Genomic DNA, 26,271 nt, shown 5'->3' on the forward strand with positions numbered 1-26,271 from the left:
AGTTGCAGCCTGCTTGCGACATGCTTCGGAACGAAAGAGGACTGTGGCAGAAGGGCTACGTCAGATCGCGTACTGGGCGCCCAGTTCGATCACGCGGTTGTGGGGAATCCGGTAATAATCCGTCGGGTCGGCAGCGTTGCGGTACAACGCCAGGAACAGCATATCCTGCCACAGCGGCATGCCGACCTCGGCAGACATCGCGTAATTGTTGCGGCCGATGAAGAAGCTGGCCTTCTTGGCCTCGGGGATGCGATCCCCCGCGGCGATCAGATCATCGCGCACGGATGGCGTTTCCATGAAGCCGTAGCGCAAGACCAGTCGGCAAAAATTCTCGTCGACCGGAATGATCTCCAGCCGATCAGCCTCGTCGCAAGTCGGACGGCGCAGCGTCTTGACCGTGGTGATGTAGTTATGCCGATGCAGCACGTGGTTGTGTTTGATGTTATGCAGCAGGGCATGGGGCGTCAGATCGTTGCGGGCGGTGAGATAAATAGCCACGCCGTCGACGCGAGTCGGCGGGCGGGCGGCCAGACTGCGCGCCATGTCGGCTAGGGGAATCGCGCCGTCGCTTTCCATCGCGGCGATATAGCGCCGGCCACGGTTCCAGGTGAGGATGACGATCAGCACCAGCAGCCCGACCAGCAGCGGCACCCAGCCGCCCTCTATCACGCGCAGGATGTTCGCGCCGAAGAACAGCGAATCGATCACGAAGAACGGCGTCACCAGCGCCAGCGCCGCCGGAACGCCCCAGCCCCAGCGGCGGCGCAGTACGAGGTAAGCGAGGCAGCAGGTGACGACCATCGTGCCCGTCACCGCGATGCCGTAGGCGGCGGCCATGGCGGAGGAGTTGCGGAAGCCCAGCGCCAGGATGACGACGCCGATCAAAAGCGCCCAGTTCACCGCGCCGATGTAGATCTGGCCGGAGTGCCCGGCGGAGGTCTGACGGATGTTGAGGCGGGGCAGCAGGCCCAGCTGAATGGCCTGTTGGGTCAGCGAAAAGGCTCCGGTGATCACGGCCTGGCTGGCGATGATCGTCGCCGCCGTGGCCAGCAGCACCATGGGCAGGCGCATCGTCGGGGGGATCATCAGGAAGAACCAGTCCTGATTGGTGAAGACCTTGCCGCTCGCTTCCGCCAGCTCAAGCGAATGGATGGCGAAGGCGCCCTGGCCCAGGTAATTGAGCGTGAGAGCCGGGAACACCAGCAGGAACCAGCCCACGCGGATAGGCAGCTTGCCGAAGTGGCCCATGTCCGCCGTCAGCGCTTCCGCTCCGGTCACGGTCAGGAACACCGCCCCGAGCACGAACAAGCCCAGGACACCGTGATCGGCCACGAACATCACGCCATGCCAGGGCAATGCCGCGGCAAGGATGCCGGGGCCGTCGGCGATATGCATCGCGCCCAAGGCTCCCAAGGCGATGAACCAGACGATACAGACCGGGCCGAACAGCTTGGCGACAGAGGCGGTGCCGCGTGATTGCACCAGGAACAGCCCCACCAGGATGATCAGGCTGATCATCAGGATGCGTTGCTCTGTAAAGAACGAGCCGACCCCATGCAGGGAGCGCATCCCCTCTACCGCCGAGAGTACGGACAAGGCGGGCGTGATGATGGCATCGCCATAGAACAGCGCCGCGCCGATCGATCCCAGAACCAGAACCGTGCCGCCGATCCGGGCGGACTTGCCGCTCGCCAAGGCCAGCAGCGCCAGCACGCCGCCTTCGCCTTCGTTGTCCGCACGCATCAGGAACAGGACGTATTTCACCGTCACGATCAGGATCAGAGCCCACAGCATCAGGCTGATGACGCCGACGATCTCCTCCCGCACCAGACCGTCGGAGGCGGCCTGGCCCAGCGCTTCGCGAAAGGCATAGAGCGGGCTGGTCCCGATATCCCCGAAGACTACGCCGATCGCGCCGACCGTCAGCGAAACCAGGCCGCCGTGCGAGGTGTGGCCGGAAGGCGCATCGTCGCCGGAGGGGGCATGCTCGGTTAAAGACGCACTCGACATCGTGACACGCCCCTGAAAGACACCGCGAGAGGCGGGCGGCGCGCTTTACCCGCATGGGGGCGGGGCGCAAGGGGGATGTTAGGGCGAGTGAAGCAGGCGGGCAACTTAGCGTGATATGAATGCGGGTGACATGGTGTGCCGTCGCGGCTATGGGCCGCCGCGATGAGGGGGCTCCGTCAGATCCTGTTGCGCAACCGGCGACTGGCCTTGTGGCTGGTGGCGCTGGCGTTCGCCATGAAGGCTCTGGTCCCCGGCGGATACATGCTGCGTGATGTCGGCCAGGTGATGACCATCGCCATCTGTGGCGATGCCGCGGGTTCGCATCTGACCAAGCAGGTGATTGTCCCGCAGCGCGAAACTCCGCAGGAGCGGGCGACCCAGCACGCCAAGAACCAGACGTGTCCGTTCAGCGCTCTGGACATGGCGGGCACGGCCGGCGCCGATCCGTTCCTGCTCGCGCTTGCGCTTGCCTTCATCATCGCGGTGGGCCTTGCGCCGCTGGTTGCGCAAAGGCTTACCCGCCACGCGTTCCTGCGGCCGCCGCTGCGCGGGCCACCACTTCTCACCTGAACTTTCGAGGCTCCATCGGGAGCCGACTCGCATGACACAGATCCGGCCCGCGCCAGAGGCGCGCAGGCCGGTGGTTCAGGAATTCTACGATGAAAAGCTCTTTCACGGCGCTCGCTTTCGCGAGCCTGCTAACCACGCCTGCCTTCGCCCACGAGGCGGAGGAACCCACGATCATCGTCACCGCGCGCGCCGATAGCGATGCGGCGGAGGCCCGCGTTCGCCAGACGCCCGGCGGCGCGGACGTGGTCGCGTATCAGGACTATGCCGACAAGACGGTGGTTTCCCTGCGCGATACGCTGGCGTTCTCGCCCGGCGTCTACACTCAACCCCGCTTCGGCCAGGAGGTGCGCATCTCGATCCGCGGCTCCGGCTTGTCACGCGGGTTCCACATGCGCGGCCTGACGCTGCTGCAGGATGGCGTGCCGATCAATCTGGCGGACGACAACGGCGATTTCCAGGAACTCGAGCCGATTTTCTTCGACCATCTGGAAGTCTATCGCGGTGCCAACGCCTTGCGCTTCGGCTCAGGCACGCTGGGCGGCGCGATCAACGGCGTCACCCCAACCGGCGATAGCGCGAGGGGCGTCTATGCCCGGCTTGACGGCGGCTCCTACGATTTCCTGCGCGGACTGGTTTCGGCCGGATTTGGCGATGACCGGGCAAGCGCCTGGGGTGCGATCAGCGCTGACACCGGCGATGGCGATCGCGATCATGCCAAGCGCAGTTCGGTGCGTGCCAACGGCAATGTGAAGCTGAAACTGTCCGATCAGGTGACCACTCGTTTCTATGTCAGCACCAACCGCATTCGCCAGGAATTGCCCGGCGCGCTGACCGAGCAGGTTGCGCTGACGCGGCCCAGGACCGGCAATTTCGCCAACGACCAGCAGCGCGATATCGATTCGATTCGCCTGCAGAACCGCACCATGATCGACATGGGCGACACCCGTTTGCTGGTGGGCGCATTCCTAAATTCCAAGGACCTGTTTCACCCGATCTTCCAGGTGATCGACCAGAAATCCACCGACTTCGGCGGCTTCGCGCGACTGGAGCATGAGGCTGGGCCGTTCGCGTTCACGCTGGGCGGCGAAATCCGGCGCGGCACCACGCGGGCGCGGCAATATGTGAACGTCAACGGACGCCGGGGCCGCCTGACCCTGGATGCCGATCAGCAGGCGCGCACCGCGAACATCTATGGCGAGGTGCGCTTCCGCCCTGTCGAGCGTCTGTCCCTGATCGTGGGCGGGATCTACGCCGATGGCTTTCGCAAGCGCCGCGTTGGCTTCTCCGCCACGCCGACGCAGGACGGCCGTATCAGTTTCGACCAGTTCTCGCCCAAGTTCGGCCTGCTGTTTGAGCCTTCGCGCGATGTCCAGGTCTATGCCAATTACAGCCGATCGGCGGAATTCCCCGGCTTTGGTGAGGTTTTCCAGACGGTAGGCACGACCAGCACGTTCATCGGCGCGATCCGGCCGCAGCGGGCGTGGACGGCGGAGATCGGCACGCGCGGCGTGAAGGGACCGCTTAGCTGGGACATCTCGCTCTATCGCGCCACGTTGAAGGGCGAACTGCTGCAGTACAACATGAACGTGAACGGCGGCATTCCTGCGGCGACGTTCAACGCCGATCGCACGCTGCATCAGGGCGTGGAGGCCGGTCTGGCGCTGGAGCCGACCGACTGGCTGCGGCTGCGGCAGATGTGGCAATATTCGGACTTCCGTTTCCGCGACGATGCGGTTTCCCGTAATAACCGCCTGCCGGTGGTGCCGCGTCATGTGCTGCGCAGCGAGGTGCGGTTGGGCACCGATGCGATGCATCTCTCGCCCAATCTGGAGTGGGTGCCGCAAGGCGCCTTCGCCGATTATCGCAACACCAAGCGCACGCGCGGCTATGCACTGCTGGGCATCACTGCGGCCGCCAGCCTGACGAAAGGCATCGACGTGTTCGTGGATGCGCGCAATCTGACGGGCAAGAAGGCCGTGGGCGACATCTCGGCCGTCATCCAGGCGGCGGCGAATTCCGCGATCTACTATCCGGTGGAGCGCCGGGCGATCTACGGCGGCGTGCGCGCCCGGTTCTGATCCTTCCCCTGCCCTTGGGGGCGGGGGAACTCTCGGGCATTCCGCTTCGTTTTGCCATGGAACACATGACGAACAAAGGAAGCGGACATGTCCGAGCAGTTGCACAATCCCAAGCTGGAAGAACATCCCGGCTCCAACGCGGAGAAGGACCCGGATAACTGGGTCTCCGGCGATGATCCGATGACCGGCGCGCAGGCCTCGTACCTCACCACTTTGTGCGAGGAGGCCAAGGTTGAGCCGCCGGCGGAGGGCCTGAACAAGGCTGAAGCGTCAAAAATGATTGACGAGTTGAAGCAGAAGCTCGGGCACTGACGGGAAAGTGGGGTAGCGCCCCCTTATACCCAGAACCCCGGGTCTATTTTTGCGCCGCTTTGCTGGCGAGCAGGGAAGGTGTCAGGACCTGGGGCAGCTTTTCCGGCGTTGCCCTGCCAGCCGGATACCACAAGTAAAGCGGTACCCCGGCTGCACCCTGCTTCGTCAAGAAAGCCGTGATCGCCGGATCGCGCCGGGTCCAATCTCCGCGCAGCACCACTACACCGCCCTTTTCGAAGGCGGCGCGAGTCTCTTCATGCTCGATAGCGACCTCTTCGTTGACCTTGCAGGTAAGGCACCAGTCGGCGGTGAACCAAGCGAACACGGGCTTTCCCGATGCCTGCGCTTTCGCCAGCGCCGCTTCGCTGAACGGCTGTGGCTTCAGGATGCTTTGCGTCTGCGCAACGGGGTCGCGCTCGCTCAGGGGCAGCAGGATCACGGCGGCCACTGCGATCGCGGCGAGCCCGGCGGCGGTGGGCCGGATCGCGGCGCGGCCTTGCCGTTGCCGCTTGCCCGCGAAAGCGAGCAGGGCGACCAGCAACACGGTCAGCGCCACCGCGATCATTCCGAAAGCAGGACCGGCTGCCCGGCTCGCCAGCCACGCCAGCGCCAGCGCGGTCAGCCCCATCGGCAGAGCCATCCAGCGCCGGAAGGTGTTCATCCAGGCACCGGGGCGGGGCATCCGGCGGCGCAGCGCCGGGATGAAGGCGATCGCCAGGAACGGCAGGGCGATTCCCAGCCCCAGCGTGGCGAACAGCGCCAGCGCGGCGATTGTCGGCAGCAGCAGCGCCGCGCCCATCGCCGTCGCCATGAACGGCCCGGTGCACGGCGTCGCCACGAAGGCGGCGAGCAAGCCGGTGCCGAAGGCGCTTTGCGTCGATCCGTCGATGGCCGCGCCGCCGCGCGCGAAACCGGGCACGATAAATTCGTAAAGCCCCAGCAGGTTTGCCGTGATCGCGCTGGCCAGCAGCAGCAACGCGGCGATGACGGCCGGTTCCTGCAACTGGAAGGCCCAGCCCACTTGCTCACCCGACGCGCGCAACCCAAGCAGGAGCGCGCCAAGGCCGAGACAGGCCACCACCACTCCGGCGGTATAAGCCACGCCCTCGCGCCGGGCATGCGCCTCGCTCTCCCCCGCCCGCGCCAGGCTGATCGCTTTCAGGCTGAGTATAGGAAAGACGCAGGGCATCACGTTCAACAGGAGTCCGCCAGCCAGTGCCCCCAGCAGCAGCCATGGCACGGCGGGAAGATCGGCCCCGCCGCCGCCGCCCAGTGGCTCGCCAGTCGCGGGCACCGGGCCGAGGCTGGCATTGAAGGCGATGCCGTTGCCTTGGGTATCCAGTCGCAGCACGGCGTCGACGGTGCCGGGTGAGGCCGGGGCGAACTTGGCGCGCGGGATCGTCACGATCAGCGTGTCGCCGTCCCGCGCGAATTGCTGGGGCGCGGCATAATCGACCAGCTTGTCGGCCACGATGAACAGATGCGGTGCTACCAGCGGAGCCGCCGCCGGAAGCGGGATGGCGAAGCGTACCGCCTTTTCGTCCAGCGCGAACTTCGCGGGGGAGCCGAGTGGGGCGGGCAGGCGCTGGGTCCAGCCCGCGAATCGGGGGTCCTGCGCCGCATCACCGATGGTGACGGTGGTGGCGAGCGTGGCGCTTTCGGGCACGCAGAGCTGATCGGTGCAAGCCAGCCACCGGGCCTTCACCGTTACCGGCAGGCGCTGCCCCATCCGGGCCCAGGCAGGCGGGGTAAACGGCACGAGCACGGCATATTCCTGCTCGTATACATGATTCATCAAGCCGGAGATCAACAGCGTCTGGGGCACGGGATAGCGTGGCTCCCCGGCCTTTGCCCCCTGGGGCAGGGACCACGCCAGCTGCATGCCAAGGCCCGCGTCACCGGGGTTGAGCCAATAGCCGTGCCAGCCTTTTTCCGGCTGCATCAGGATGGCGAGCTGCCCCTCTTTCCCCGCCGCCATCGACGGTCCGGCCACGAGTTGCGCGGTGATGTGGGTGGGGGCCGCATGGGCGACGCCGGCGCCGAGCAACAGCGCACAAGCCTGCCATAAGGCCGCAATAAGGATACGATAGCGGCGCATCATCTTCGATCCGGTCATCGGCTTTCGCTGGTCCATCGCGGACGATGCGGCTTGCGCGTCGGCGGCATTGCGATCATCGACGCCTCTGCTCCTTTCGGCAGGACAATTCAAGGAATCCTCCCCATGCGTGCCGCGCGTTTCGCTCTCGCCTCATTCCTGACCCCTCTCGCGCTGTCGCTCAGCGCGCCCTCGATCGCGCAGGATGGTGCGCCGACGGCACCTCCGGCACCGGTACCGGCAGCCGCCGCCGCGCCGATGCCAAAGCCCAAGCTGATCCTGGCAATTTCGATCGACCAGTTCTCTGCCGACCTGTTCGCCCAGTATCGTGAGCATTTCACCGGTGGTTTCACCCGGCTGCTGGGCGGCGCGGTCTATCCGCAAGGCTTCCAATCCCACGCCGCGACGGAGACGTGCCCCGGCCATTCCACGCTGCTGACCGGCGTCCATCCAGCGCGCACCGGGATCATCGCCAACAACTGGTACGATGCCAGGATCGGTCGCGAAGTCTATTGCGCCGAGGATGAGCGCGATCCCGCCAGCAGCGCCAAGCGTCCGGTCGTCTCCAACTGGCATCTCAAGGCCCCGACTCTGGGAGACCTGATGAAGCGCGCCGATCCCGCGTCTCGCAATGTCGCCGTCTCGGCCAAGGACCGGGCGGCGGTGATGATGAGCGGGCATACCGCGGACGCTGCCTACTGGTGGCTGGACAACGGCTTCACCAGCTTCAAGGATCGGCAGCTTTCCGCCGCCGCACAGGCGCAGAACGTGGCGACCGCCAAGCTGATCGACGCTGGCGCGCCCGCGCTGCCCGCACCGGCATGGTGCGGCAAGGTGGATCGCGCGGTGCCGGTGAAGGACTTCACCATCGGCACATTTCGCTTTCCGATGAAGCCTGGCGATTACAAGACCTTCAACCGCACCCCCCGCGTGGATGCCGCCACCGGCGAACTCGCCGTGCGCCTGGTGGACGAGATGAGCCTGGGCAAGGGAACCGCGCCGGACCTCCTCTCGGTCAGCTTCTCGGCCACGGACTACGTCGGCCATGCCTATGGCACCGAGGGTGTGGAGATGTGCATCCAGCTCGCGCAGCTGGACCAGACGCTGGGCAAGCTGTTCGCCGCGCTCGACCAGCGGGGCATCGATTACGTCGCGGTGCTGAGCGCGGACCATGGCGGCATCGACGCGCCCGAGCGTCTGCAGGTGGACGGCTACGCCACGGCCCAGCGCATCGATCCGGCGCTGACGGCGGAGGAATTGTCCAAGACGATCGCGCAGGACACCCGCATCAAGCCGCGCACCAAGCAACTGCTTTACGGCGCGGGCGCTTCGGGGGACATCTGGTTCGAACCTGGCCTATCCGCCTCGCAGCAGCGCAAGGTCACCGCCGCGCTGATCAAGCGCTTGTCCGCGCACCCGCAGATCGCGGCGGTCTATGATGCGAAGGCTTTGGCTAAAGTGCCGGTGCCGCAAGGCAATCCGCAGGACTGGACGATCGAGCAGCGCACCCGCGCCTCGTTCGATCCGCAGCGGTCCGGCCAGGTGCTGATGATGACGCAGCGCGGCGTGGTGCCCGGCGATCCGAACCCAAGCTACACCACCACGCACGGCAGCCCATGGGACTATGACCGCCGCGTACCTATGCTGTTCTGGCGCAAGGGCGTGCTCGGGTTCGAGCAGCCGCGGCCGGTGGAAACGGTGGACATTGCCCCCACGCTTGCAGCGCTGATCGGGCTGAGTGAACCTGCGGGCACATGGGACGGCCAATGTCTCGACATCGATGGCTCCGCAGCCGATACATGCCGGTGATGAACGCAGAATCGAATTTACCGCAAACCACGGCGGTCTCCACCGATCGTCGTGACCTGGTGATCCTGGGCGGCGGCCTTGTCGGCATGACGCTGGCGCTGGCGGCGGCGAAGCAAGGCCTGACCAGCCATGTGATAGACCGCGCCGATCCGTCCGCGCTGACGGCGGAAGGGGCGGACGCGCGCGCCTCGGCGATTTCCACCGCCAGCTGGAACCTGTTCACCAACATCGGCATCGCGCCCGCGCTGAACAAATTGGGCTGCCCGATCGAGGCGATCGCGGTGACGGACGGGATGAAGCCGGGCCGCATCGATTTTCGCCCCACGGCGGAAGAAGGCACGCTGGGCCGGATGTTCTCCAATCGCGACTTGCGGCTGGCCCTGTTCGAAGCGGCGCGCAACGAGCCGAACATCGCCTGGCACACCGGCGTGGAAGTGGCCGCGCGGCACCGCGATGCCTACGGTGTCAGCGTCACCCTGGCCGATGGCACGTCGTTGTCCGGCAGCCTGTTGGTCGCCGCCGAAGGCCGCCAGTCGCCCACGCGGGACGAGGCGGGCTTGAGCTATGCCAAGTGGGATTACCAGCATCGCGCGATCGTGACCGCGCTGACGCATAAGAAACCGCACGAGGGCGTGGCCTGGGAAATCTTTTACCCTGAAGGTCCTTTCGCATTGCTGCCCTTGCTGGACTTGCCCGATGGCCGGCATCGGTCGGCCCTGGTGTGGACCGTGGCGAAAAGGGACGGCGCGGCGATCACCAAGCTGCCTGAGGCGATCTTTCGCAGCGAAGTGGTGAAGCGGATGCACGGCGTGTTCGGCGCGATCGAGATCGCCGCGCCCCGCATGTCATACCCCTTGCGCTTCCACCACGCGGCGAATGTCGTCGACCAGCGCCTGGTGGTGATCGGCGATGCCGCGCACGGCATGCATCCGATCGCCGGGCAGGGCCTGAACCTGGGGCTGCGCGATGTCGGCGCCTTGGTGGAGGTGCTGATGGACGGCGCAAGGCTGGGCCTGGACCTGGGCGATGCACAATTGCTCGCCCGCTATGAGAAGTGGCGCAGTCTGGATGCGTTCATGGTGATGTCGGTGACAGACGGGTTGAACCGCTTGTTCGGCATCCCCGGCCGCCTGCCCTCCGCCGCGCGGCGGCTGGGCATGGGCGCGGTGCAGCGCCTGCCGGTGCTCAAGAACTTCTTCATGGACGAGGCACGAGGCCTATCAGGCAAGCTGCCCGAGCTGCTGCAGGGCTAGGTTCTTATAGACCTCGCGGCCTACTCGCCCCCGCTTCCTGCTGCCGTGCGCTCCCTACTCCCGTTCGTGTCGAGCGAAGTCGAGACACGGTAGCGCCAGCCCCTTGTGTCTCGACTTCGCTCGACACGAACGAAAAGATTCAGGGCTGAAGGCGCCATGCTTTCCCGCTCTCCGGCCGGGGAGGGGAGCCAAGCTACACTAGCTTCGAAGCGTCAGGCCCCCGGAACCGTCACCACGGCGCTGGTGCTGGGCGTGGGGCTGGGATCGGGTGTGGAGAGCGGGCTCGGCTGGTCCACTTCCTGCCCTGATCCATCCCGCAGCCGGCGCGGCTCCAGCATCGCCGTCGTCTCGATCAGATCCAGCGCTCGTTCCGCTTCGTCGAAGCGGCGGGCATCGGCGATCCACGTCTGCGCCGCATCCGCGCCGGGCAGGCGTTCGACTTCATCGATGGCGTTGTCGATCCGCCGCGCCGTCAGCATCAGGCGGGCACGGTCGATCCGGGCGGCGGGTTGCAGCAGCGTGGGGGAATCGCTGTGGACGGTGAACAGCGCCCGCAATTCCTCCCGCGCGCGCGCCAACAGGTTGCCCTGCGCGGTGTTGGTGAGGTTGGGGGCCAGCGCTTCGAGACGCGCGCCGAGTTCGTCCAGAGTGACCGGATTGCGGGAGAACGCAATGATCGTATCTACCGCCTTGGGCTGCGCATCGGCGAAGCGCAGCTTGAGCTGGTCGCTGACGTAGCCCAGCTGCTCGCCCCGCTCGATGATGCGGCGGGCGGACAAGGCGATCAGCAGGCTTTCCGCGCGCGCGGCATTGCCAGATGCGGCGTTGGCTTCAAAATCCAGGCGGGAGAAACGATCCTCCAGCATCGCCATGCGGGATTCCAGCGATACCACTTGCGCTTGCTGGGGGGTGATGGCTTGCACCGGCGCTGCGCCCTGGCGCGAACCAGCAGTCGCGGATCGGTCTCCGCCGGTCGCGGAGGACTGGCCGAATGCGGAACGGGCTGGCAGGTAGCGTGACAAGTCACCGTGCCACGCAAGATAGGCTACGCCGCCCGCGCCGATCAGGAACGCGATCAGCATAGCCAGCAGCACCTTCCCGGCAGAGCCACGTCGGCGCTTGGGCTCCGGGTAAAAAGGGTTGGCTGGCGCCGGGTCTGCCATGGGTGAGCCCACTATCCGGGGCGTCGTTAAATCGTCCTGCATCGGGCCTTTCAGCGGGGTTTTTCGGCTTCCCAGCGAGTGTCTTGGCACATCTGCGAGGCCAAGGCCAGCAGGGCCGCGTCACTGGGTGCATCGGCGCTGCGCACCAACGCCCAGCCGCTTCCGGCCAAGGCGTCCACGCGCGGGCCGATCGTCGCCAGGGCGATCCGCGTGCGATCGATGGCAGCGGCGGTGCAAAGCGCCTCGAAGTGCCGCGCCGCCTCCCCGGAATGGAGCATAACCACGGCCTGGTTGCCCAGCGCCCGCGCGAGATCAGGCGTCATCGGCAAGGCGTGGCTGGCGTAGACCGCGCGGGTTTGCATGATGATGCCCGGCGGCAGCGCCAGCGGGACATGGCTCACCCCCGTCAGGCGCAGCAGGCGGCGATGGCCTGGGGCGAGCCGGTTGACAACCGATTGCAACCCGCCGCTGCCGATGAATGCCACCGTAAATCCGCGCGCTTTCGCTGCTTTCGCGGTGGTTTCGCCCACGCAATAGGCCGGCAGGCCGCGCAAGGTGTCCAGCGCCGTGCCGCCATGGCGCAAGGCGTTGGCGCTGCCCAGGATCAGAGCGTCGGCCTGGTCACGGGGCACCGGCTCCCACGGCTCTGGCCGGATCGCAAAGATCGGGTGCGCTTGCGCCGCCAGTCCCAATGCCTGCGCCGCTTGTATCGTTGCGCTCGCCCCCGGCTCTGGCCGGACGACGATCAGCGGGATCACGCCGCCGGGCCGGTGAAGTGCACGGCGATGGCGGGAACGGCACGGGTGAGCAGATCGGAGGCGAGCTTCGCGGGTGCCTCTCTGTCATCGGCGGCGAACCGGGCCTCGCCCTCGACTCGCTCTGCTCCGTCAGGGCTGTAGAGCGCGGCGCGCATCGCCAGCGTGTCGCCCACCCTTTGGGTGAGGACGGCGATCGGGCTGTGGCAATTGCCGCCCAGCGCCGCCAGCAGCGCGCGTTCCGCCAGCACCGCCTCGCGGCTGGGGGCATCGTCGATAGCGGCCAGGAAGCCTTGCGTACGCGTGTCATCCGCGCGGCATTCGATCAGGATCGCGGCCTGTCCCGGGGCAGGGAGCCAATCCTCGGCATCGAGAGGGTGGCCGGTACCGGTCTCTCCCAGCCGATTGAGCCCGGCGAGCGCCAGGAAGGTGGCATCCGCCTCGCCAGCCGCCAACTTGGCGAGCCGCGTGGCGACGTTGCCGCGAAAGGTGATCACCTGGCAATCGGGCCGCGCGTGGAGCAACTGCGCCGCCCGGCGCGGCGCGCTGGTGCCGACCACGGCGTTTCGCGGCAGTGCGGCGATCGTGGCCGCACCCACCAGCACATCGCGCACATCCTCACGCGGCAGCACGGCGCCGATCGCGATTTCGGGGGGGCGGATCGTCTCCACGTCCTTGGCCGAGTGGACCGCGAAATCGATCTCTCCGGCGGTCAGCCAGGCGTCCAGCTCCTTTGTCCACAGCGCCTTGCCGCCGATATCGGCCAGAGCGCGGTCCTGGATGCGATCGCCGCTGGCGGTGACCGGTACGATCTCTATATGCGCGGCATCGATGCCGTGCGCTGCCGCCAGCCGTGCCCGCGCTTCTTCCGCCTGCGCCATGGCAAGGGGGGAGCGGCGGGTGCCGAGGCGGAAGCGCGGTGTGTTGGATGGGTTCATGGGCGAAGTGTGCTACCCGGCATTTTCGTTCAGGAAAAGGTGGGTCAGATCTGTTTACGGGGCTGGCCGGTTTGCACGGCCGGGCGGGGAGTGTGAAGCGGATGGCGACGGTACTGGGGATCGAAAGCTCTTGCGATGAAACGGCGGCGGCGCTCGTCACCGACGGGCGCGTGATCTTGGCGCAACGGATCGCCTCGCAGGATGAGGCGCACCGGCCCTATGGCGGCGTCGTGCCCGAAATCGCCGCGCGTGCCCATGCCGAGCGCCTGACGCCTCTGATCGAGGCGACTCTGGCGGACGCTGGGATGACCCTGGCGGACGTGGATGCGATCGCCGCCACCGCCGGGCCGGGGCTGATCGGCGGCGTGATGGTCGGCCTCGTCACCGCTAAGGCGCTGGCGATGGCGAGCGACAAGCCGCTGATCGCGATCAACCATCTGGAAGGGCACGCCTTGTCGCCTCGCCTGGCCGACGAATCGTTGGGCTTTCCCTATCTTCTGTTGCTCGTCTCTGGCGGGCATTGCCAGTTGCTGCTGGTGGAGGGCGTCGGGCGCTATCGCCGGCTCGGCACCACGATCGACGATGCGCTGGGCGAAGCGTTCGACAAGACGGCCAAGCTGCTCGGCCTGGGCTATCCCGGCGGTCCTGCGGTGGAGCGGCTGGCGCGTGAAGGCAATGCGAAGCGGGTTCCCTTGCCCCGCCCGCTGGTGGGCAGCGCCGAGCCGCACTTCTCGTTTGCCGGGCTGAAAAGCGCGGTGATGCGTGCCAAAGTATCCGGCCATCACGATGATGCCGATATCGCCGCCGCCTTCCAGCAAGCCGCGATCGATTGCCTGATAGACCGCAGCCGCCGCGCTTTGCACGGCGCGGGGCCGGTCAGCGCGCTGGTGGTGGCGGGGGGCGTGGCCGCCAATCAAGCGATCCGGTCCGCGTTGGAAGCCTTGGCTGCCGAGCATGGCCTGCCTTTCGTTGCCCCGCCGTTGGGTTTGTGCACCGATAATGCCGCGATGATCGCTTGGGCGGGTATCGAGCGGCTGGGCCAGTCCGATCCGCTGGACACGCCGGCCCGCCCGCGCTGGCCGCTGGACCCCACGGCAGAGGCTGTGCGCGGGGCGGGAGTGAAGGCATGACGGCGCAAGTGGGCGTGATCGGCGCGGGGGCCTGGGGCACCGCCCTGGCGCAAGCGCTGGCCAGCGACGGCAGCGAGGTTTCGCTCTGGGCGCGTGAGAGCGATCTTGTCCGTGAAATCAATCAGGAGCGGCGCAACAGCCTGTACCTGCCCAGCGCCATGCTGGCCCCGACGATCCGCGCGACGTCTGATTTGGCCGAACTGGCGACGCTTCAGGTGTTGCTGGTGGTGGTGCCGGCGCAATTCCTGGCCTCCGTGGTCGGCCAACTGCCGCCCGGCACGCGTGACCTAGTGCTCTGCGCCAAGGGGATCGAGGCCGGAACGGGCCGCCTGATGGCCGATGTCGCCGCCGATGCCGATCCCCAGGCGCGGCTGGCAGTGCTGTCCGGCCCGACCTTCGCACACGAGGTGGCGGCAGGCCTCCCCACGGCGGTGACGCTCGCCTGTTCGGGCGGGCGTGAGCAATGGGCGCGCCTGGCACCGCTGCTGGCGCGTCCAGCCCTGCGACCATATTATTCCGCCGACGTGACCGGCGCGGAGATCGGCGGCGCGGTGAAGAACGTGCTGGCGATCGCATGCGGCGTGGTTGAGGGCATGAACCTGGGGCAGAACGCCCGCGCCGCCGTGATCGCGCGCGGTTATGCCGAGATGCTGCGCTTCGGCTTGGCGCGCGGCGCGGAAGCCGAGACGCTGGCCGGGCTGTGCGGGCTGGGCGATCTGGTGCTGACGTGTTCCTCCACTTCCAGCCGCAACTTCTCGCTCGGCCTGGCGCTAGGCCAGGGGCTGACCGCGGCTGAGGCGCTTTCGGGCAAGAGCAGTGTCGCCGAAGGGGCCGCCACCGCGCCGGTCCTGGCCGAACTGGCCACGCGTGACGGGATCGCCATGCCGATCGTGGAGGGTGTGTGCCGCCTGTTGAGCGGGGTCAGCCCCGCCAGCGCGGTCGTCGCCGATATCCTCTCACGCCCGCTCAAGGCCGAGCGTGAGGAACCTGCCGCTTGAGCGAGCCTGAGCCTCCCAGGTCCGAACAGTCCCAGAAAGATCTGGCCGCCATCGCCAAGGGCGGGCGGACCAATCTGCTCGGCTTTTTCATGCGACTGGCCGCGCGCATCCCGTTCCTGTTCATCGCCGGCCGCGCGCCGGGTTATGGCGCGGCGGCGCTCGGGGTCTTCGCTTCCGCGCTGGTGCTGATCGAGCTGACTGCGATGCTGTGCACGCTGGGCGAGAAGCGCGGCCTGGCGCAGCGCCTTTCCGAATCGGACGAGCATCCCGCAAATCTGATCGCCGATGGCTCGCTGGTGGCGCTGTTGGCGTCGAGCGCGGTGGCGCTGGGATTCTGGCTGTTTCCCGCGCCTTTGTTTCCGGGCGGTGAGTTCACCTGGATCGACCGGCTGATGGTGCTGGCGATCCCGCCGTTGGCGCTGACGGAAATCTGGCTGGCCGCACTCGCCTATCGCTTCGATGTCGCCGCGACGGTGCGTGCAAGAGCGGTGGTGGAGCCCTGGACGATCTCGATCGTGGCGGGCGTGATGGCCCTGGTCGCGCCCCGGAGCGGGCTGGCGGTGGCTTATCTGGCGTCAGTCTACGCGGCGGCGGTGGCGGCGTTCGTGCCGTTTCTAAAGGCTTATGGCTGGCCGCGCGATTGGCGGCCTTCGCTCAGCAACATGGGCAAGCTGACCTGGCGCAGCCTGCCTATCGCCACGGCCGATGCCATCGAATGGGGCACGCGGCGGCTGGACATCTTCATCCTGGGCCTGTTCGCCGCGCCCAGCGCGGTCGGCGTCTATTATGTCGCCCAGCAGATCGCCAGCTTGCCGCAAAAGCTGAAGACCAGTTTCGAGCCTATCCTGGGCCCCGTGATCACCCGCAACCTCAAGCTGCGCGACTATGCGGCGATTGGGCGGCAAGTGCGGCAAGTAGGCTTCTGGATTCTGGCGGCGCAGCTGGGCATCGCCCTGGCGCTGGGCATACCCGGCGAAGGCGTGATGGGGCTGATCGGCCCACAATTCGTCGGCGGCACCGGCGCGCTGGCCTTCCTGCTGGCGGCCGAGGCGGTGGCGGCGACAGCTGTGGTGAGCGAGGCTGCGCTGATCTACATGGCGCGCAAGCGCAACTTGATCGTGTCGGTGCTGACCGTGGTCCTGCAGGGACTGCTGACGGTGGCGGGCATCAAGCTGACGCAGGCCGCCGGCTACAACGAGCTGTTCCAGGCCGCCGCCGCCGCGCTGGGCCTGGCGCTGGCGCTGCTTTTTGCCTCGATCGTGAAGTCTCACATCCTGGGCCGCATCCTGGAAACACCGACCAACAACTGGCGCTGGGCGCTGGTCTGGGCCGTCGCGCCGACCGTGCTGGTCGGCTGGGCGGTGACGTGGTTCCTGCCGGAATGGGCGGAGCTGGTGTTCGGCATCCCGGCGATGCTGGCGGTCTATTTCGGCATGTTGTGGAAGCGTGCCTTCGCAGCCGAAGACCGCCTGCTGTTTCGCAAGGCGTCACCCGAAGCGGCGGTGGCTTGACGGGAAAGCCCGCGCGGTCAAGGAGTACCGCTATTGAGCGAATGGAAGGAATGACACCGTGGTGCCCATGATCCAGGCCAATTGGCCGATCCTCGCCTTCCTGGTGGTGGTGCTGGTCCTGCTGGTGCTGTGGCTGGTCAATCGTTCGCGCCAGCCGCGCGATCGCAGCCACCGCCCCGATGTGCTGGACGAAGGTGCGGCCCCGGCGCAGCGCAACCAGGCGCTGATAGACGCGCCGCCGATCGCTGCGGTCGCCGCGCCCACGATCGTGTCGCCCCCCGCCGCGGGGACCTTTGCTGGGGTCGGGGAGGCCGTGGCCCATGGTGCGCGCGAGGAAGTTCAGGCCGCCAAGCCGGTCCCGCAAGCCGAGCCAACCTCGCACACCAAAGATGTGCCGTCACCGCAGCCAGCCCCGGAACTCTCCCCGCAATCCGCGCCTGTAGTAGCGCCCACGGTGGCGGGTGAGGGTGATGACTTGCGCCGCATCAAGGGTGTCGGCCCCAAGCTGGTCGCGACTTTGCACGCGCTGGGCGTTACCCGATACGCGCAGATCGCCGCCTGGACCGATGCCGACCTCGATGCCCTGGACGCCAAGCTGGGCGCGTTCGCCGGTCGTCCGCGCCGTGATTCCTGGGTGGAGCAGGCGCAACTGCTCTCAGGCGGAGACACGGCGGCGTACGAGGCCAAGTTCGGCAAGCTCTGAGCGCTTGGGCCCCGGTTGGCCAACGCCTTTCGTATAGAGCGCAGTCGAGAAAAAAGGGGGCCGGGGTAAGCGCGTCGCTAATCGGCTGCGCGCTCCTATCGGGCGCTCAGCAGCACTTGCCCCCGCCGCCCTTGCCGTAGCGCGCGTCCTGGCGATTGCGAAAGAACTGCGCCTCGCTCATCAGCGCGCGCTCCGGATGGTGCCGGGCCATATGCTCGCGATAGAGGCGGTACGAGGGCACGCCCAGGATCACCTTGGCGTTCTCGGCCCACAGCGACAGCTGATCACGCAGTGCCATCGCTTCAGGCTGCCAAGGCGGTTTCGGGGATTTCGTGAACGCTGGGCGCGGGCAGCCGTCGAGCGGCGAGGCAGGTCCGTACCGCGAAGAACAGGATCGCCAGTACCACGAACAGGAACACCGCGCACAAGGCCGCGTCGATCCGGTCATTGAAGACGATGCTGGCCATCTCCGCCGCCGACTTGGCCGGAGCGATCAACTCACCCCGTGCCAGTGCATCCGAATACCCTTGGGCGTGGGCCAGGAAGCCCACGCGCGGATCGGCGGAGAACAGCTTCATCAGGCTGGCGGTGATCGTGCACAGCAGCAGCCAGGCCGTGGGAATCAGCGTGACCCAGGCGAAGCGCTCATGCTTCATGCGGAACAGCACCACGGTGCCTAGCATCAGCGCCACGGCGGCCAGCATCTGGTTGGAAATGCCGAACAGCGGCCACAGCGTATTCACGCCGCCCAGCGGATCGGTGACGCCTTGATAGAGGAAGAACCCCCAGGCCGAGACGCATAGGATCGTGCCCACGACCGAGGGGACCAGCGACGATGAGTTGCGAAAGCTGGGCACTGCCAGCCCGATCAGGTCCTGCAGCATGAAGCGGCCCGAGCGGGTGCCCGCATCCACGGCGGTAAGGATGAACAGCGCCTCGAACAGGATGGCGAAGTGATACCAGAAGGCCATCATCGCCTTGCCGCCGATCAGCTGGCTGAAGATATGGGCCATGCCCACGGCCAGGGTCGGCGCTCCGCCTGCGCGCGAGATGATCGTGGTTTCGCCCACGTCCCGCGCGGTTTGCGCGATGGTTTCGGGCGAGATCGCGAAGCCCATGGCGGAAACCGCCGCCGCCGCGCTGGCCGGGTCGGTGCCGACCACGGCGGCGGGGCTGTTCATCGCGAAGTAGATACCCGGCTCGATGATGGAGGCGGCGACGAGCGCCATCACCGCCACGAAGCTTTCCATCAGCATCGCCCCATAGCCGATGAAGCGGGCGTCACCTTCGCTTGCGATCAGCTTGGGCGTGGTCCCGCTGGCGATCAGTGCGTGAAAGCCCGAGACCGCGCCGCAAGCGATGGTGATGAACAGGAACGGAAACAGCGATCCCGACCAGACCGGGCCGGAACCGTCCACGAATTTGGTCAGCGCGGGCATCTGCAGCGGCGGCGCGGTAACGACGATGCCGATGGCCAGCGCCGCGATCGCGCCGATCTTCAGGAAGGTGGACAGATAATCGCGCGGCGCCAGCAGCAGCCACACCGGCAGCATCGAGGCGACGGCGCCATAGCCGATCAGGATCCAGCACAGCTGCACCGGGGTGAAGGTGAACAGCGGGCCCCACGTGGCGCTTTCCGCCACCTCGCGTCCGTAGACGATCGCCAGGAACAGGCCGATTAAGCCGATGATAGAGGCTTCGCCCACGCGCCCCGGCCTGATCCAGCGCATGTAGACGCCCATCACGATCGCCAGCGGGATCGTTGCGGCGACGGTGAACATGCCCCAAGGGCTGCCGGTGAGGGCGCGAACCACGATCAGCGATAGCACGGCCAGGATGATGACCATGATGGTGAAGGCACCGAACAGCGCGATCGTGCCGGCTACTTGACCCATCTCCATCCGGATCAGCTCGCCCAGCGAGCGCCCGTCGCGCCGCATCGAGATGAACAGTATGATGAAGTCCTGCACCGCGCCCGCCACGACGACGCCGGCCAGGATCCACAGCAGTCCGGGCAGATAGCCCATCTGCGCGGCCAGCACCGGTCCGACCAGGGGGCCGGCTCCGGCAATCGCGGCGAAATGGTGGCCGAACAGGACGTTGCGGTTGGTCGGCACGAAGTCCAGCCCATCGGCATGGCGCGCCGCCGGCGTGGGGCGGGCGGGATCGAGCCGCAGCACTTTGTCCGAGATGTAGCGGGCGTAGAAGCGGTAGGCGATCAGGTAGACCGAGACGGCGGCGGCCACGATCCAGATCGCATTCACCGGCTCACCCCGGGCAGTGGCGATCACGCCCAGCGCCATCGCGCCCAGCAGCGCCAGCACGATCCAGCCCAGGTTCCTGATGTTGGTCAAGTGCTTGCCCTCTCGCCCGGACCTTAGCAGGCCCATCCAGCCGGTACCTGAGCAGGCGGGGCCGGTAATGGCAAGTCCGAGCCGTGCGGAAGATTAGGAAACCTGAGTTCCGTTCGTGCCGAGCGAAGTCGAGACGCGGCAGCGCAAGGGCATCATGTCTTGACAGCGCTCGATACGAACGGAAATTGGAGGCGCAGGCCAGCGTGTTTCGACCTTTAGGGCTGAAGGCCGATGGGCTTTACGCCCCCAGCAGGCGTTTGCGGAACTGGGCCTTGATCAATCGATCCTCCAGAAACCGGCCGATCAGGTAGAGCACCGCGAAGATGCCCGCGAAAACGTAGGCCGATGTCGGCTTGGTCTTTTTGTCATCCTTCTTGTTCGCATCGTCCGCCTTCTTCTTCAGGCTTTCCGGAGCCGGCGCGCCCAGCCATTTGTCGATCACGCTTTGCGGCGGCTGCACGTCTTTCTTTTCCGGCTTTTTCTTCGCCGCCTCTTCCTTTGCGGGCGTGTCCATCTTGCCCACCGCGATGGTGATCGCGGCGAAGCTCAGGAACATCAGCGGCGCCAGAAAACACAGCAACAGCGCGCGACTGACGAGGTGATAACGCAGCGCCGGGGCAGGGCCGTTGCGATCTACCGTCAGCGTGCCGCGATCGAACACCGCCATCTTGTCCTGCGCGTCGGGGTCCTTCTTGTCGAAGGTCAGCGTGTCGCCCATGCGGCGGTGGCTGGTGCCGCGCGCATCGAACAGGGGCGCGACACGGTCAAACGCATCCTCACTCGTCTGTCCAGGCGCAAGGGGGATTTCGCCCCGGATATGCCAGATCCAATCGAACAGTCCGGGTTTGGGCGCGTCGTCGATGGGGGTGCTGGACATCGGGTGGCCGGCAAAGCTCAGTGGCGCGCTCACTCGGCCGGTACCGCGCTGGTCTGGCCGTAGCGGGTGCGATCGATGCGCTCCTTGATCGATTTCCAGCCTTCGGTGAACGGATAGGTCATTTGCTCGCGGATCGACATGCGGCGGCCGCCTTCCATGCCCAGCAGTTCGGCTTCCCCATCCACGCAAGTGCCGAAGAAGCGGTCGATGATGATCCAGGTGTTGCAGAAGTTGCTGCGGCTGGCCTCGAAATCCTGAGAGTGGTGCAGGCTGTGGTGCTCGGTGGTGTTGAAGGTGAAGCGCCACCAGCGCGGCGTGTTGAACCGCACGTTGATGTGCTGGTATGTTCCCACGGCCAGGCCTAGCGCACCGGCCAGCAGCGCGGCGCGCGGCAGGAAGTCGAAGAAGCCGCCAACGCCCAGCCCGATCAGGAACAGCTCCACCGGATTGCCGACCGCGCCTTTGTTGATGTTCAGCTGGGTGATGTAGTGGTGGACCGAGTGGGGCAGCCACAGCGGGTACCAGTTGTGCATGCCGCGATGCATCCAGTACTGGCCGAAGTCGAAGATGAACGAGATCAGGAACGCCTGCAGCAGCAGCGGCAAGCCGGTGAACCAGTGGAACTTCTCCCAGTCGGCGCTGTGCTGCACCGCCTCGATGATCGCGCCGGCACCGATGAAATCCTCGACCACGTTGAGGATCGTATAGCCCAGGCCGACATAGAACAGGTCGGTCGCCAGTTCCTTCCAGGTCAGCCGCCAGCTTTCATAGCGGGGGAAGAAGTGCTCCATCGTCAGCATCAGCACACGGAAGCCGATACCGATGCCGATCGCCGTGGAAGCCTTCGCGATGGAATTGGGGGCGTAATACCAGAACAGGATCAAACCGAAGAGCACGGCGGGCTGGAACCACGTGAAGAACGCCTGCTTGAACGGCCCGCCTTCCACGCGGGGGATATTCTCCCACCCGATAGTGACCGGCGCCTGCGTGCCGATCATCCGCTTACCGACGCGAACTCCTTCCATGGCTCAAACCCCGTACAGTTTCGTCCGCCTTTTCCGCAGCTTGGCCGTGAGGACCACGAGGCTGGAAAAGAATGAAAATCTGACGGCTGAATCCCCGAGGCGGGGTCATAGCGCTAGCCGGCAATCTGATATGCCGGGCATAGGTTTGACCTATGGGCAGTAGAAATCCTTAGGCGCGGAGTTGTTTGAAGCTATAGGCTGAATTACGTAGAGCCGTCGGGGTGCGCGGAACGTGACTTACGCATGATGACGATCGCCATTTCCCTCGCGCGTCGCCGCAGTATCACCTCAGCGATTCTAATAACGGCTGTCATTTTGATCGGTGTGTCCGCTATCCGGTTCAGCCAACCCGCATTCGTCGGCGTACCCAAGGTTCTGACCGATTTTGACGCCTTTCACATCGCCGGCCGCCTTGCGGCAGCCGGTCGCCTCGATGATGCGTACGATGCCGATACATTCCTGATCGAGCAGCTAAAAGTATCGGGTATCGAAAGTTTTATGCCCTGGACTTATCCGCCACCGTTCGTGGCGGTTGTGCAGGCCCTGTCATACCTTCCGATTGGTCTTTCCTATGCTTTGTTTACAGGGCTTTCGTTCGCATTCTATCTGCTGGTGTTACGGCGCATAGCAGGGGACTATTTGCCGGGTGTGCTGATCGCGATCGCGCCCATTCTCGTCATCAATCTAAGAACTGGGCAGAACGGATTTCTGATCGCGGGGCTGATAGGGGCTTTCCTATTGGCTCTCATGTCCGCTCGCGAGAAAAGGGCGGGCGCTCTGCTGGGGATGCTGATGATCAAGCCGCACCTTGCGGTGTCGATGGGTCTGATGGCGCTTTGGCAGCGCTCGGTCGAATTGCTGGCAATAGCGGTAGCGGTCGTGGTTGCCCTGATTGGCGCGGCGAGTTGGCTCTACGGGTTTGCGGTTTGGACCGCGTTTGCGACGGCCTTGCGGCAGGCGACCGGCTTTTTGGAGTTAGGATACTACCCGTTGTTTCGCATGTCTTCCGTGTATGCGACTCTCTTCAGTCTAGGAGCCGGGCCCCGGATTGCGATAGTCGGGCAAGCCCTTTGTGCGATCGCGGCGCTGGCCGTGTTCGTGCTCGCCTTGGTGAAAGGTACGACCGCGCGCTACCGCTCGGCACTGGCTTGCGCCGTGGCGGTGATGGTCAGCCCTTATTGCTACGATTATGATCTGACGATCTTGGGCTTGGCCTTGGCCTTCATCATCCCGGATATTCTGTCGCGTTCGGCGGATCGAGAGGTTGGAATGGTGATGGCGCTGAGCTGGTTCGTTGGCGGCTATGGCCTGGTAGCGAAGATACTCATGGAAAATGTGCTTCACTTGGGGGAAAATGGTGCGGTCCTGCCGGCGCAGGCTATGGCACCGGCCTTGATAGCTCCGGCATTGCTGATCTTATGCTGTTGGATGGCTTTGATTCTGCTCCGCAATCCGCTGAACGTTTCAACGCGATAGCGGCGGTTGAATCGCAAAGATTCGGTAGTCGCTATTGCGGTCCTGGCCCCCTAAGCTTGTCGCGGTCCATCCGGCGCGGACGAGATTGGAGCCCACGCAATCCCAAAGCGGCTTTTGCAGGACGATCATGTAGCGTGTCCCGAAATGACGGGCGGTGTCGTCAAGAGCACGGTCCCAGCGGCATACGGTTTTGGTGAAACGTTTGTGGGCGGCCGCCGCATAGGCGGTTTTCAAACCCACGGCATCGATCAGATGCAACCGGGGGGCGATCCAGGCGATCATACCTGCGTCATGAATCAAAACTGTTGCGTCACGCGGCACCAACGCCGCGTTATGTCGCAATAGTCGCAGCTCCCTTTCCGTATGCGCTCGGCTCTGCTGCAATAGATCAAGGCTTGTCGGCAGAAATGCCATGGCGCATGCGGACAATCCCAGCATCAGCACCGGATAACGCAGGTCTTGCCCCAGTGCCATGCAGCAAACCAGCAGAACCGGAACCAGCGTCATCAGGTAACGATATTCGTTCCATACCAGCGCACCCGGCTGGGTTGCAGTCGCGACAAGCAATAACACAATCGTGAATACGCTACAGGCTCGTGTCAGATCGTTTTTTTTCAAAGCGATCAAACCCGCCATCAGCAGCAGAACATGAGAAAGGGTCAGAACTCCCAGCAGCATCCTGAACCGCTCAAGCGGATCAGAGCTTTCCTCGACGAAGAATGCCAGCTTCGCGCTGACGGTGTTTGGCAAGATGTGGCCGGTCTCCAGCACACTCCAGATGGCAAATGGCAGGGCGGTCAGCAGGCCGTATGCGACCATGGTGGCCTTGCCGCGCGCGGGTGCTTTCAGGAACGGGTGGGCCAGCAGCAATGCCGCCAGTAATCCCAGCTCCGGGCGGACAAAAGGCGCTATCCCCGCCAGCAAGGGGAGAAAACGGGAGCGGGCGAGGACCAGCAACCACGTCGCGACTGCCAGCGCCATCCCGCTTTCCAGGCCATTGCATAGTTGGATCGGAACGGAGCCGATTGTCAGGCCGATGATCGTATAGATAGCCACCTGCCAACCGGCCACGCCGCAGTTTCGCGCCAGCTTGTCGAGGCCCGCGGCATAAGCGCCGGCGGCGAGGATGTTCAGCAGACATGATGCTGTAACCAGGGGTAGGACGTGGCCCAGCAGCGCCAGCAGTGCGAGGTGTACGAGGCTCGTCGCGCCCACCAGCGGGCTGCCGCCATATGTCGTGTCTGCGCCTGCCAGCAGGGCGCGTGCATTGTGGAGCGTTATGTAGGCGTCGTCGAGCGGGAAGGTGCCGATCCAGCCGATCCAGCCGGTGAGGATGCACGCGGCATACGCAAGTGCGCGTACCCATGGTTGTCCCACCGCTTCGGCCAGCGTGGTGACGAACGCAGGCACTGCCTTTGTGCGAGGCAAATCCCCAGCACACACCGTTCTGATCGTCACCGTCCACGTTCCCTGCAAATTCAGAAGCGAGCTGCTTCCATGAACGGGTTTGGTTAAGAACCAGTGAGGCCTATGCGCGATGCGGGATCGTGCAGGCCTCCGCCGGAACGGGGTCAACCCAGCTTTACGTAAAGCCGGGTGATGCGTGAGGTCAGGATGCGCCAGGCCCCGTTCTCGTGGCGATAGGTCTCGTAATAATGGCCGCTGCCGTGAAGGATCGGCGTGCCATCGGCCAGATCCCAGACCTTGTCCTCCATGGCGATGACGCCTTGCGCCTCGGTTTCGGACAGGATTTCGATTTCGTGGCAATGGCCGTGGTGGACGGTGCGCCTAGTGGAGACGGCATCGCGCACGAACTGTGTGATGCCATCGCCGCCGTGATAGACCCAATCGTTGCTCTCGGCCCCGGGGCCATCGCCGGCGCCATCCAGATTCAGCGAAGCACGCGCATCGAACATGGCGTCATCGCAGAACACTTCTCGTAGTCCTGCCCAATCCTTCGTGTCCATGCAGCGAAAGTAGCGGGCCTTCAGCTGCTTGATCTGCTCGATCGCGAGCAGTCTTTCGGTTGTGTCCATCATCTCCCTCCCTTGTTTCTTCAGCTTACCCGCACGACAACCTTGCCGATGTTGGCCCCGGTGAAGAGGCGGGCATAGGCGGACAGCACATTTTCCAGTCCTGCGGTTTCGTCGAACGGGGTCACGAGCTTGCCCGCATCCGTCCAGCCTCGCAGTCGTGCGGTCAGTTCGGGGCCGCGATGGGCGAAATCGGGGGAGAAGAAGCCAGTTACTTGCAATCGACGGGCCAGGATCTGATCGAAGCGCTGCGGTCCGGGCTGTGCCTGGGCGTAGTTTGCCATCAGTCCGCAAATGGCAATGCGTCCGTAGTGCGCCATGTTCGACAGCACGGCGTCCAACAGGGGGCCGCCGACGTTTTCGAAATAGACGTTGATCCCGTCTGGCGCGGCGCGGGCGATCGCGGCTTCCACATCGGGATCACGATGGTCGATGGCGGCGTCCAGCCCAAGTTCGTCGATCAGGAAAGCGCATTTCGTGGGCCCGCCCGCGATCCCGATCACGCGCGCGCCCAGCACACGCGCGATCTGCGCAGCCAGCATGCCGGTGGCGCCGGCGGCGGCGGAGACAAGCACCGTCTCGCCCGGCTGGGTGCGCGCCATTTCCTCGATCCCGACGAGCGCGGTCCAGCCATTCATGCCCAGGGGGCCCAGGTGCAGGCGGGGATCGGTCACGGTCGCGTCCAGCTTGGTCAATCCGGACGTAAGCGGATCGACGCAGGAGACATCGGCCCATTGGCCGAACGCGCGCACCAGATCACCAGGAGCAAATCCAGGCGCACGGGATTCCAGCACGCGGCCCAGAACTTGCCCCGGCACGGCGCTGCCCAGCGGGATCGGCGGCTGGTAGCTGTCCGTGCGCGGCGTCATCCACATCCTGGTCCCCGCATCGAGCGAGAGCCAGTCGGCCGCGATCGTGACCTGCCCCTCGGCGGGGACGGGCATGGCTTGCCGATCGAGAAAGATGGCGGAGGGGAAATCCAGGCCTTCAGGATAGGCGCGCAAAGTCCACACGCGATTATCGGACATGTTCAGCCTTTCCTGCAGGGCATTACTGGATCGACGACAACCCGGATCGGGGCAACCTGATGTCTTCGCTAGGTGACGCCAATCGACGGTCGCGTAATTCGGATGCAACAGACGGCGAAAATCCACGGGAAGAACCGTGGAAACAATGAAGGC

At 65.5% G+C, this 26,271-nt stretch carries 22 protein-coding genes; 10 read left to right on the forward strand and 12 right to left on the reverse strand.

Annotated elements, in window-relative coordinates; all coding sequences use genetic code 11:
• Positions 1-60: 60 nt before the first annotated feature.
• The gene (locus GGR39_RS03925; RefSeq protein ID WP_183615989.1) at positions 61-2,010 is read right to left on the reverse strand and encodes a potassium transporter Kup; all 1,950 of its coding nucleotides are present in this window, start codon (positions 2,008-2,010) and stop codon (positions 61-63) included.
• A gap of 162 nt (positions 2,011-2,172) precedes the next feature.
• On the opposite strand from GGR39_RS03925, the gene GGR39_RS03930 reads away from it, so the two are divergent.
• The 3 genes from GGR39_RS03930 (at position 2,173) to GGR39_RS03940 (ending at position 4,970) form a co-directional block, all read left to right on the forward strand.
• Positions 2,173-2,580: a DUF2946 family protein gene (locus tag GGR39_RS03930; RefSeq protein WP_183615990.1), complete on the forward strand. Its 408-nt coding sequence runs from the start codon at positions 2,173-2,175 to the stop codon at positions 2,578-2,580.
• 89 nt (positions 2,581-2,669) lie between these two features.
• Complete coding sequence (locus tag GGR39_RS03935; protein ID WP_183615991.1) at positions 2,670-4,658, forward strand: TonB-dependent receptor family protein; 1,989 nt, start codon at positions 2,670-2,672, stop codon at positions 4,656-4,658.
• Between the two features lie 87 nt (positions 4,659-4,745).
• Positions 4,746-4,970, forward strand: coding sequence for a DUF3072 domain-containing protein (locus GGR39_RS03940; RefSeq protein WP_058737354.1), 225 nt, complete (start codon positions 4,746-4,748; stop codon positions 4,968-4,970).
• A gap of 43 nt (positions 4,971-5,013) precedes the next feature.
• Here GGR39_RS03940 and GGR39_RS03945 read toward each other — a convergent pair whose 3' ends face one another.
• The gene (locus GGR39_RS03945; RefSeq protein ID WP_183616465.1) at positions 5,014-7,086 is read right to left on the reverse strand and encodes a protein-disulfide reductase DsbD family protein; all 2,073 of its coding nucleotides are present in this window, start codon (positions 7,084-7,086) and stop codon (positions 5,014-5,016) included.
• 105 nt (positions 7,087-7,191) lie between these two features.
• On the opposite strand from GGR39_RS03945, the gene GGR39_RS03950 reads away from it, so the two are divergent.
• Complete coding sequence (locus tag GGR39_RS03950; RefSeq protein WP_183615992.1) at positions 7,192-8,874, forward strand: alkaline phosphatase family protein; 1,683 nt, start codon at positions 7,192-7,194, stop codon at positions 8,872-8,874.
• Positions 8,874-10,127: an FAD-dependent monooxygenase gene (locus GGR39_RS03955; protein WP_183615993.1), complete on the forward strand. Its 1,254-nt coding sequence runs from the start codon at positions 8,874-8,876 to the stop codon at positions 10,125-10,127. Before GGR39_RS03950 ends, GGR39_RS03955 begins: the two co-directional genes overlap by 1 nt.
• A gap of 212 nt (positions 10,128-10,339) precedes the next feature.
• On the opposite strand, the gene GGR39_RS03960 is transcribed toward GGR39_RS03955, so the two are convergent.
• From GGR39_RS03960 to hemC, 3 genes are read right to left on the reverse strand one after another with little or no spacing between them, the layout of a single operon-like run.
• Complete coding sequence (locus GGR39_RS03960) at positions 10,340-11,290, reverse strand: MICOS complex subunit MIC60 (RefSeq protein ID WP_183615994.1); 951 nt, start codon at positions 11,288-11,290, stop codon at positions 10,340-10,342.
• Positions 11,291-11,340: 50 nt separating this feature from the next.
• A complete protein-coding gene (locus tag GGR39_RS03965) occupies positions 11,341-12,048 on the reverse strand; it encodes a uroporphyrinogen-III synthase (RefSeq protein WP_183615995.1) in 708 nt (235 codons plus the stop codon).
• Positions 12,045-12,983: a hydroxymethylbilane synthase gene (hemC, locus tag GGR39_RS03970; RefSeq protein WP_183615996.1), complete on the reverse strand. Its 939-nt coding sequence runs from the start codon at positions 12,981-12,983 to the stop codon at positions 12,045-12,047. Before hemC ends, GGR39_RS03965 begins: the two co-directional genes overlap by 4 nt.
• A gap of 101 nt (positions 12,984-13,084) precedes the next feature.
• Between hemC and tsaD the strand changes: the two genes are divergently transcribed.
• The 4 genes from tsaD to GGR39_RS03990 all read left to right on the forward strand — a co-directional run bounded on the left by tsaD (position 13,085) and on the right by GGR39_RS03990 (position 17,325).
• A complete protein-coding gene (gene tsaD, locus GGR39_RS03975) occupies positions 13,085-14,113 on the forward strand; it encodes a tRNA (adenosine(37)-N6)-threonylcarbamoyltransferase complex transferase subunit TsaD (RefSeq protein ID WP_183615997.1) in 1,029 nt (342 codons plus the stop codon).
• Positions 14,110-15,111: an NAD(P)H-dependent glycerol-3-phosphate dehydrogenase gene (locus tag GGR39_RS03980; protein ID WP_183615998.1), complete on the forward strand. Its 1,002-nt coding sequence runs from the start codon at positions 14,110-14,112 to the stop codon at positions 15,109-15,111. The genes tsaD and GGR39_RS03980 overlap by 4 nt, the downstream gene beginning before the upstream one ends.
• A gap of 89 nt (positions 15,112-15,200) precedes the next feature.
• On the forward strand, positions 15,201-16,622 hold the full coding sequence (locus GGR39_RS03985) for a lipopolysaccharide biosynthesis protein (protein ID WP_183616466.1): 1,422 nt from the start codon (positions 15,201-15,203) through the stop codon (positions 16,620-16,622).
• 67 nt (positions 16,623-16,689) lie between these two features.
• Positions 16,690-17,325 (forward strand): hypothetical protein, encoded by a 636-nt coding sequence (locus tag GGR39_RS03990; RefSeq protein WP_183616467.1) that lies wholly within the window; start codon positions 16,690-16,692, stop codon positions 17,323-17,325.
• Positions 17,326-17,431: 106 nt separating this feature from the next.
• Here GGR39_RS03990 and GGR39_RS03995 read toward each other — a convergent pair whose 3' ends face one another.
• From GGR39_RS03995 to GGR39_RS04010, 4 genes are all read right to left on the reverse strand, one after another.
• Positions 17,432-17,623 (reverse strand): CstA-like transporter-associated (seleno)protein, encoded by a 192-nt coding sequence (locus GGR39_RS03995; protein WP_183615999.1) that lies wholly within the window; start codon positions 17,621-17,623, stop codon positions 17,432-17,434.
• Positions 17,624-17,627: 4 nt separating this feature from the next.
• Complete coding sequence (locus tag GGR39_RS04000) at positions 17,628-19,628, reverse strand: carbon starvation CstA family protein (RefSeq protein ID WP_281374455.1); 2,001 nt, start codon at positions 19,626-19,628, stop codon at positions 17,628-17,630.
• A 289-nt stretch (positions 19,629-19,917) separates the two neighbouring features.
• Positions 19,918-20,556, reverse strand: a complete 639-nt coding sequence (locus GGR39_RS04005; protein ID WP_183616001.1) for a hypothetical protein — start codon at positions 20,554-20,556, stop codon at positions 19,918-19,920.
• A gap of 29 nt (positions 20,557-20,585) precedes the next feature.
• Positions 20,586-21,581, reverse strand: a complete 996-nt coding sequence (locus GGR39_RS04010; protein WP_183616002.1) for a sterol desaturase family protein — start codon at positions 21,579-21,581, stop codon at positions 20,586-20,588.
• Between the two features lie 243 nt (positions 21,582-21,824).
• On the opposite strand from GGR39_RS04010, the gene GGR39_RS04015 reads away from it, so the two are divergent.
• Positions 21,825-23,057, forward strand: coding sequence for a glycosyltransferase family 87 protein (locus GGR39_RS04015; protein WP_183616003.1), 1,233 nt, complete (start codon positions 21,825-21,827; stop codon positions 23,055-23,057).
• Here the strand turns inward: GGR39_RS04015 and GGR39_RS04020 are convergent.
• The 3 genes from GGR39_RS04020 to GGR39_RS04030 all read right to left on the reverse strand — a co-directional run bounded on the left by GGR39_RS04020 (position 23,046) and on the right by GGR39_RS04030 (position 26,118).
• A complete protein-coding gene (locus GGR39_RS04020; RefSeq protein ID WP_183616004.1) occupies positions 23,046-24,515 on the reverse strand; it encodes a hypothetical protein in 1,470 nt (489 codons plus the stop codon). The two genes, GGR39_RS04015 and GGR39_RS04020, sit on opposite strands and share 12 nt — an antisense overlap.
• Before the next feature lie 113 nt (positions 24,516-24,628).
• Complete coding sequence (locus tag GGR39_RS04025) at positions 24,629-25,093, reverse strand: nuclear transport factor 2 family protein (RefSeq protein ID WP_183616005.1); 465 nt, start codon at positions 25,091-25,093, stop codon at positions 24,629-24,631.
• 20 nt (positions 25,094-25,113) lie between these two features.
• Entirely contained in the window at positions 25,114-26,118 is a 1,005-nt protein-coding gene (locus GGR39_RS04030; RefSeq protein ID WP_183616006.1) for an NADP-dependent oxidoreductase, read from the reverse strand.
• Between the last annotated feature and the right edge of the window lie 153 nt (positions 26,119-26,271).

The sequence above is a fragment of the Novosphingobium fluoreni genome (assembly GCF_014196615.1).
Classification (GTDB): domain Bacteria; phylum Pseudomonadota; class Alphaproteobacteria; order Sphingomonadales; family Sphingomonadaceae; genus Novosphingobium; species Novosphingobium fluoreni.

Excerpts from the sequence above, each read along its gene's own strand:
- GGR39_RS03925 (WP_183615989.1), bottom strand. The coding sequence starts at position 2,010 with ATGTCGAGTGCGTCTTTAACCGAGCATGCCCCCTCCGGCGACGATGCG.
- GGR39_RS03930 (WP_183615990.1), top strand. The coding sequence starts at position 2,173 with ATGAGGGGGCTCCGTCAGATCCTGTTGCGCAACCGGCGACTGGCCTTG.
- GGR39_RS03935 (WP_183615991.1), top strand. The coding sequence starts at position 2,670 with ATGAAAAGCTCTTTCACGGCGCTCGCTTTCGCGAGCCTGCTAACCACG.
- GGR39_RS03940 (WP_058737354.1), top strand. The coding sequence starts at position 4,746 with ATGTCCGAGCAGTTGCACAATCCCAAGCTGGAAGAACATCCCGGCTCC.
- GGR39_RS03945 (WP_183616465.1), bottom strand. The coding sequence starts at position 7,086 with ATGACCGGATCGAAGATGATGCGCCGCTATCGTATCCTTATTGCGGCC.
- GGR39_RS03950 (WP_183615992.1), top strand. The coding sequence starts at position 7,192 with ATGCGTGCCGCGCGTTTCGCTCTCGCCTCATTCCTGACCCCTCTCGCG.
- GGR39_RS03955 (WP_183615993.1), top strand. The coding sequence starts at position 8,874 with ATGAACGCAGAATCGAATTTACCGCAAACCACGGCGGTCTCCACCGAT.
- GGR39_RS03960 (WP_183615994.1), bottom strand. The coding sequence starts at position 11,290 with ATGGCAGACCCGGCGCCAGCCAACCCTTTTTACCCGGAGCCCAAGCGC.
- hemC (WP_183615996.1), bottom strand. The coding sequence starts at position 12,983 with ATGAACCCATCCAACACACCGCGCTTCCGCCTCGGCACCCGCCGCTCC.
- tsaD (WP_183615997.1), top strand. The coding sequence starts at position 13,085 with ATGGCGACGGTACTGGGGATCGAAAGCTCTTGCGATGAAACGGCGGCG.
- GGR39_RS03980 (WP_183615998.1), top strand. The coding sequence starts at position 14,110 with ATGACGGCGCAAGTGGGCGTGATCGGCGCGGGGGCCTGGGGCACCGCC.
- GGR39_RS03985 (WP_183616466.1), top strand. The coding sequence starts at position 15,201 with ATGCGACTGGCCGCGCGCATCCCGTTCCTGTTCATCGCCGGCCGCGCG.
- GGR39_RS03990 (WP_183616467.1), top strand. The coding sequence starts at position 16,690 with ATGATCCAGGCCAATTGGCCGATCCTCGCCTTCCTGGTGGTGGTGCTG.
- GGR39_RS03995 (WP_183615999.1), bottom strand. The coding sequence starts at position 17,623 with ATGGCACTGCGTGATCAGCTGTCGCTGTGGGCCGAGAACGCCAAGGTG.
- GGR39_RS04000 (WP_281374455.1), bottom strand. The coding sequence starts at position 19,628 with ATGGCGCTGGGCGTGATCGCCACTGCCCGGGGTGAGCCGGTGAATGCG.
- GGR39_RS04005 (WP_183616001.1), bottom strand. The coding sequence starts at position 20,556 with ATGTCCAGCACCCCCATCGACGACGCGCCCAAACCCGGACTGTTCGAT.
- GGR39_RS04010 (WP_183616002.1), bottom strand. The coding sequence starts at position 21,581 with ATGGAAGGAGTTCGCGTCGGTAAGCGGATGATCGGCACGCAGGCGCCG.
- GGR39_RS04015 (WP_183616003.1), top strand. The coding sequence starts at position 21,825 with ATGATGACGATCGCCATTTCCCTCGCGCGTCGCCGCAGTATCACCTCA.
- GGR39_RS04025 (WP_183616005.1), bottom strand. The coding sequence starts at position 25,093 with ATGGACACAACCGAAAGACTGCTCGCGATCGAGCAGATCAAGCAGCTG.
- GGR39_RS04030 (WP_183616006.1), bottom strand. The coding sequence starts at position 26,118 with ATGTCCGATAATCGCGTGTGGACTTTGCGCGCCTATCCTGAAGGCCTG.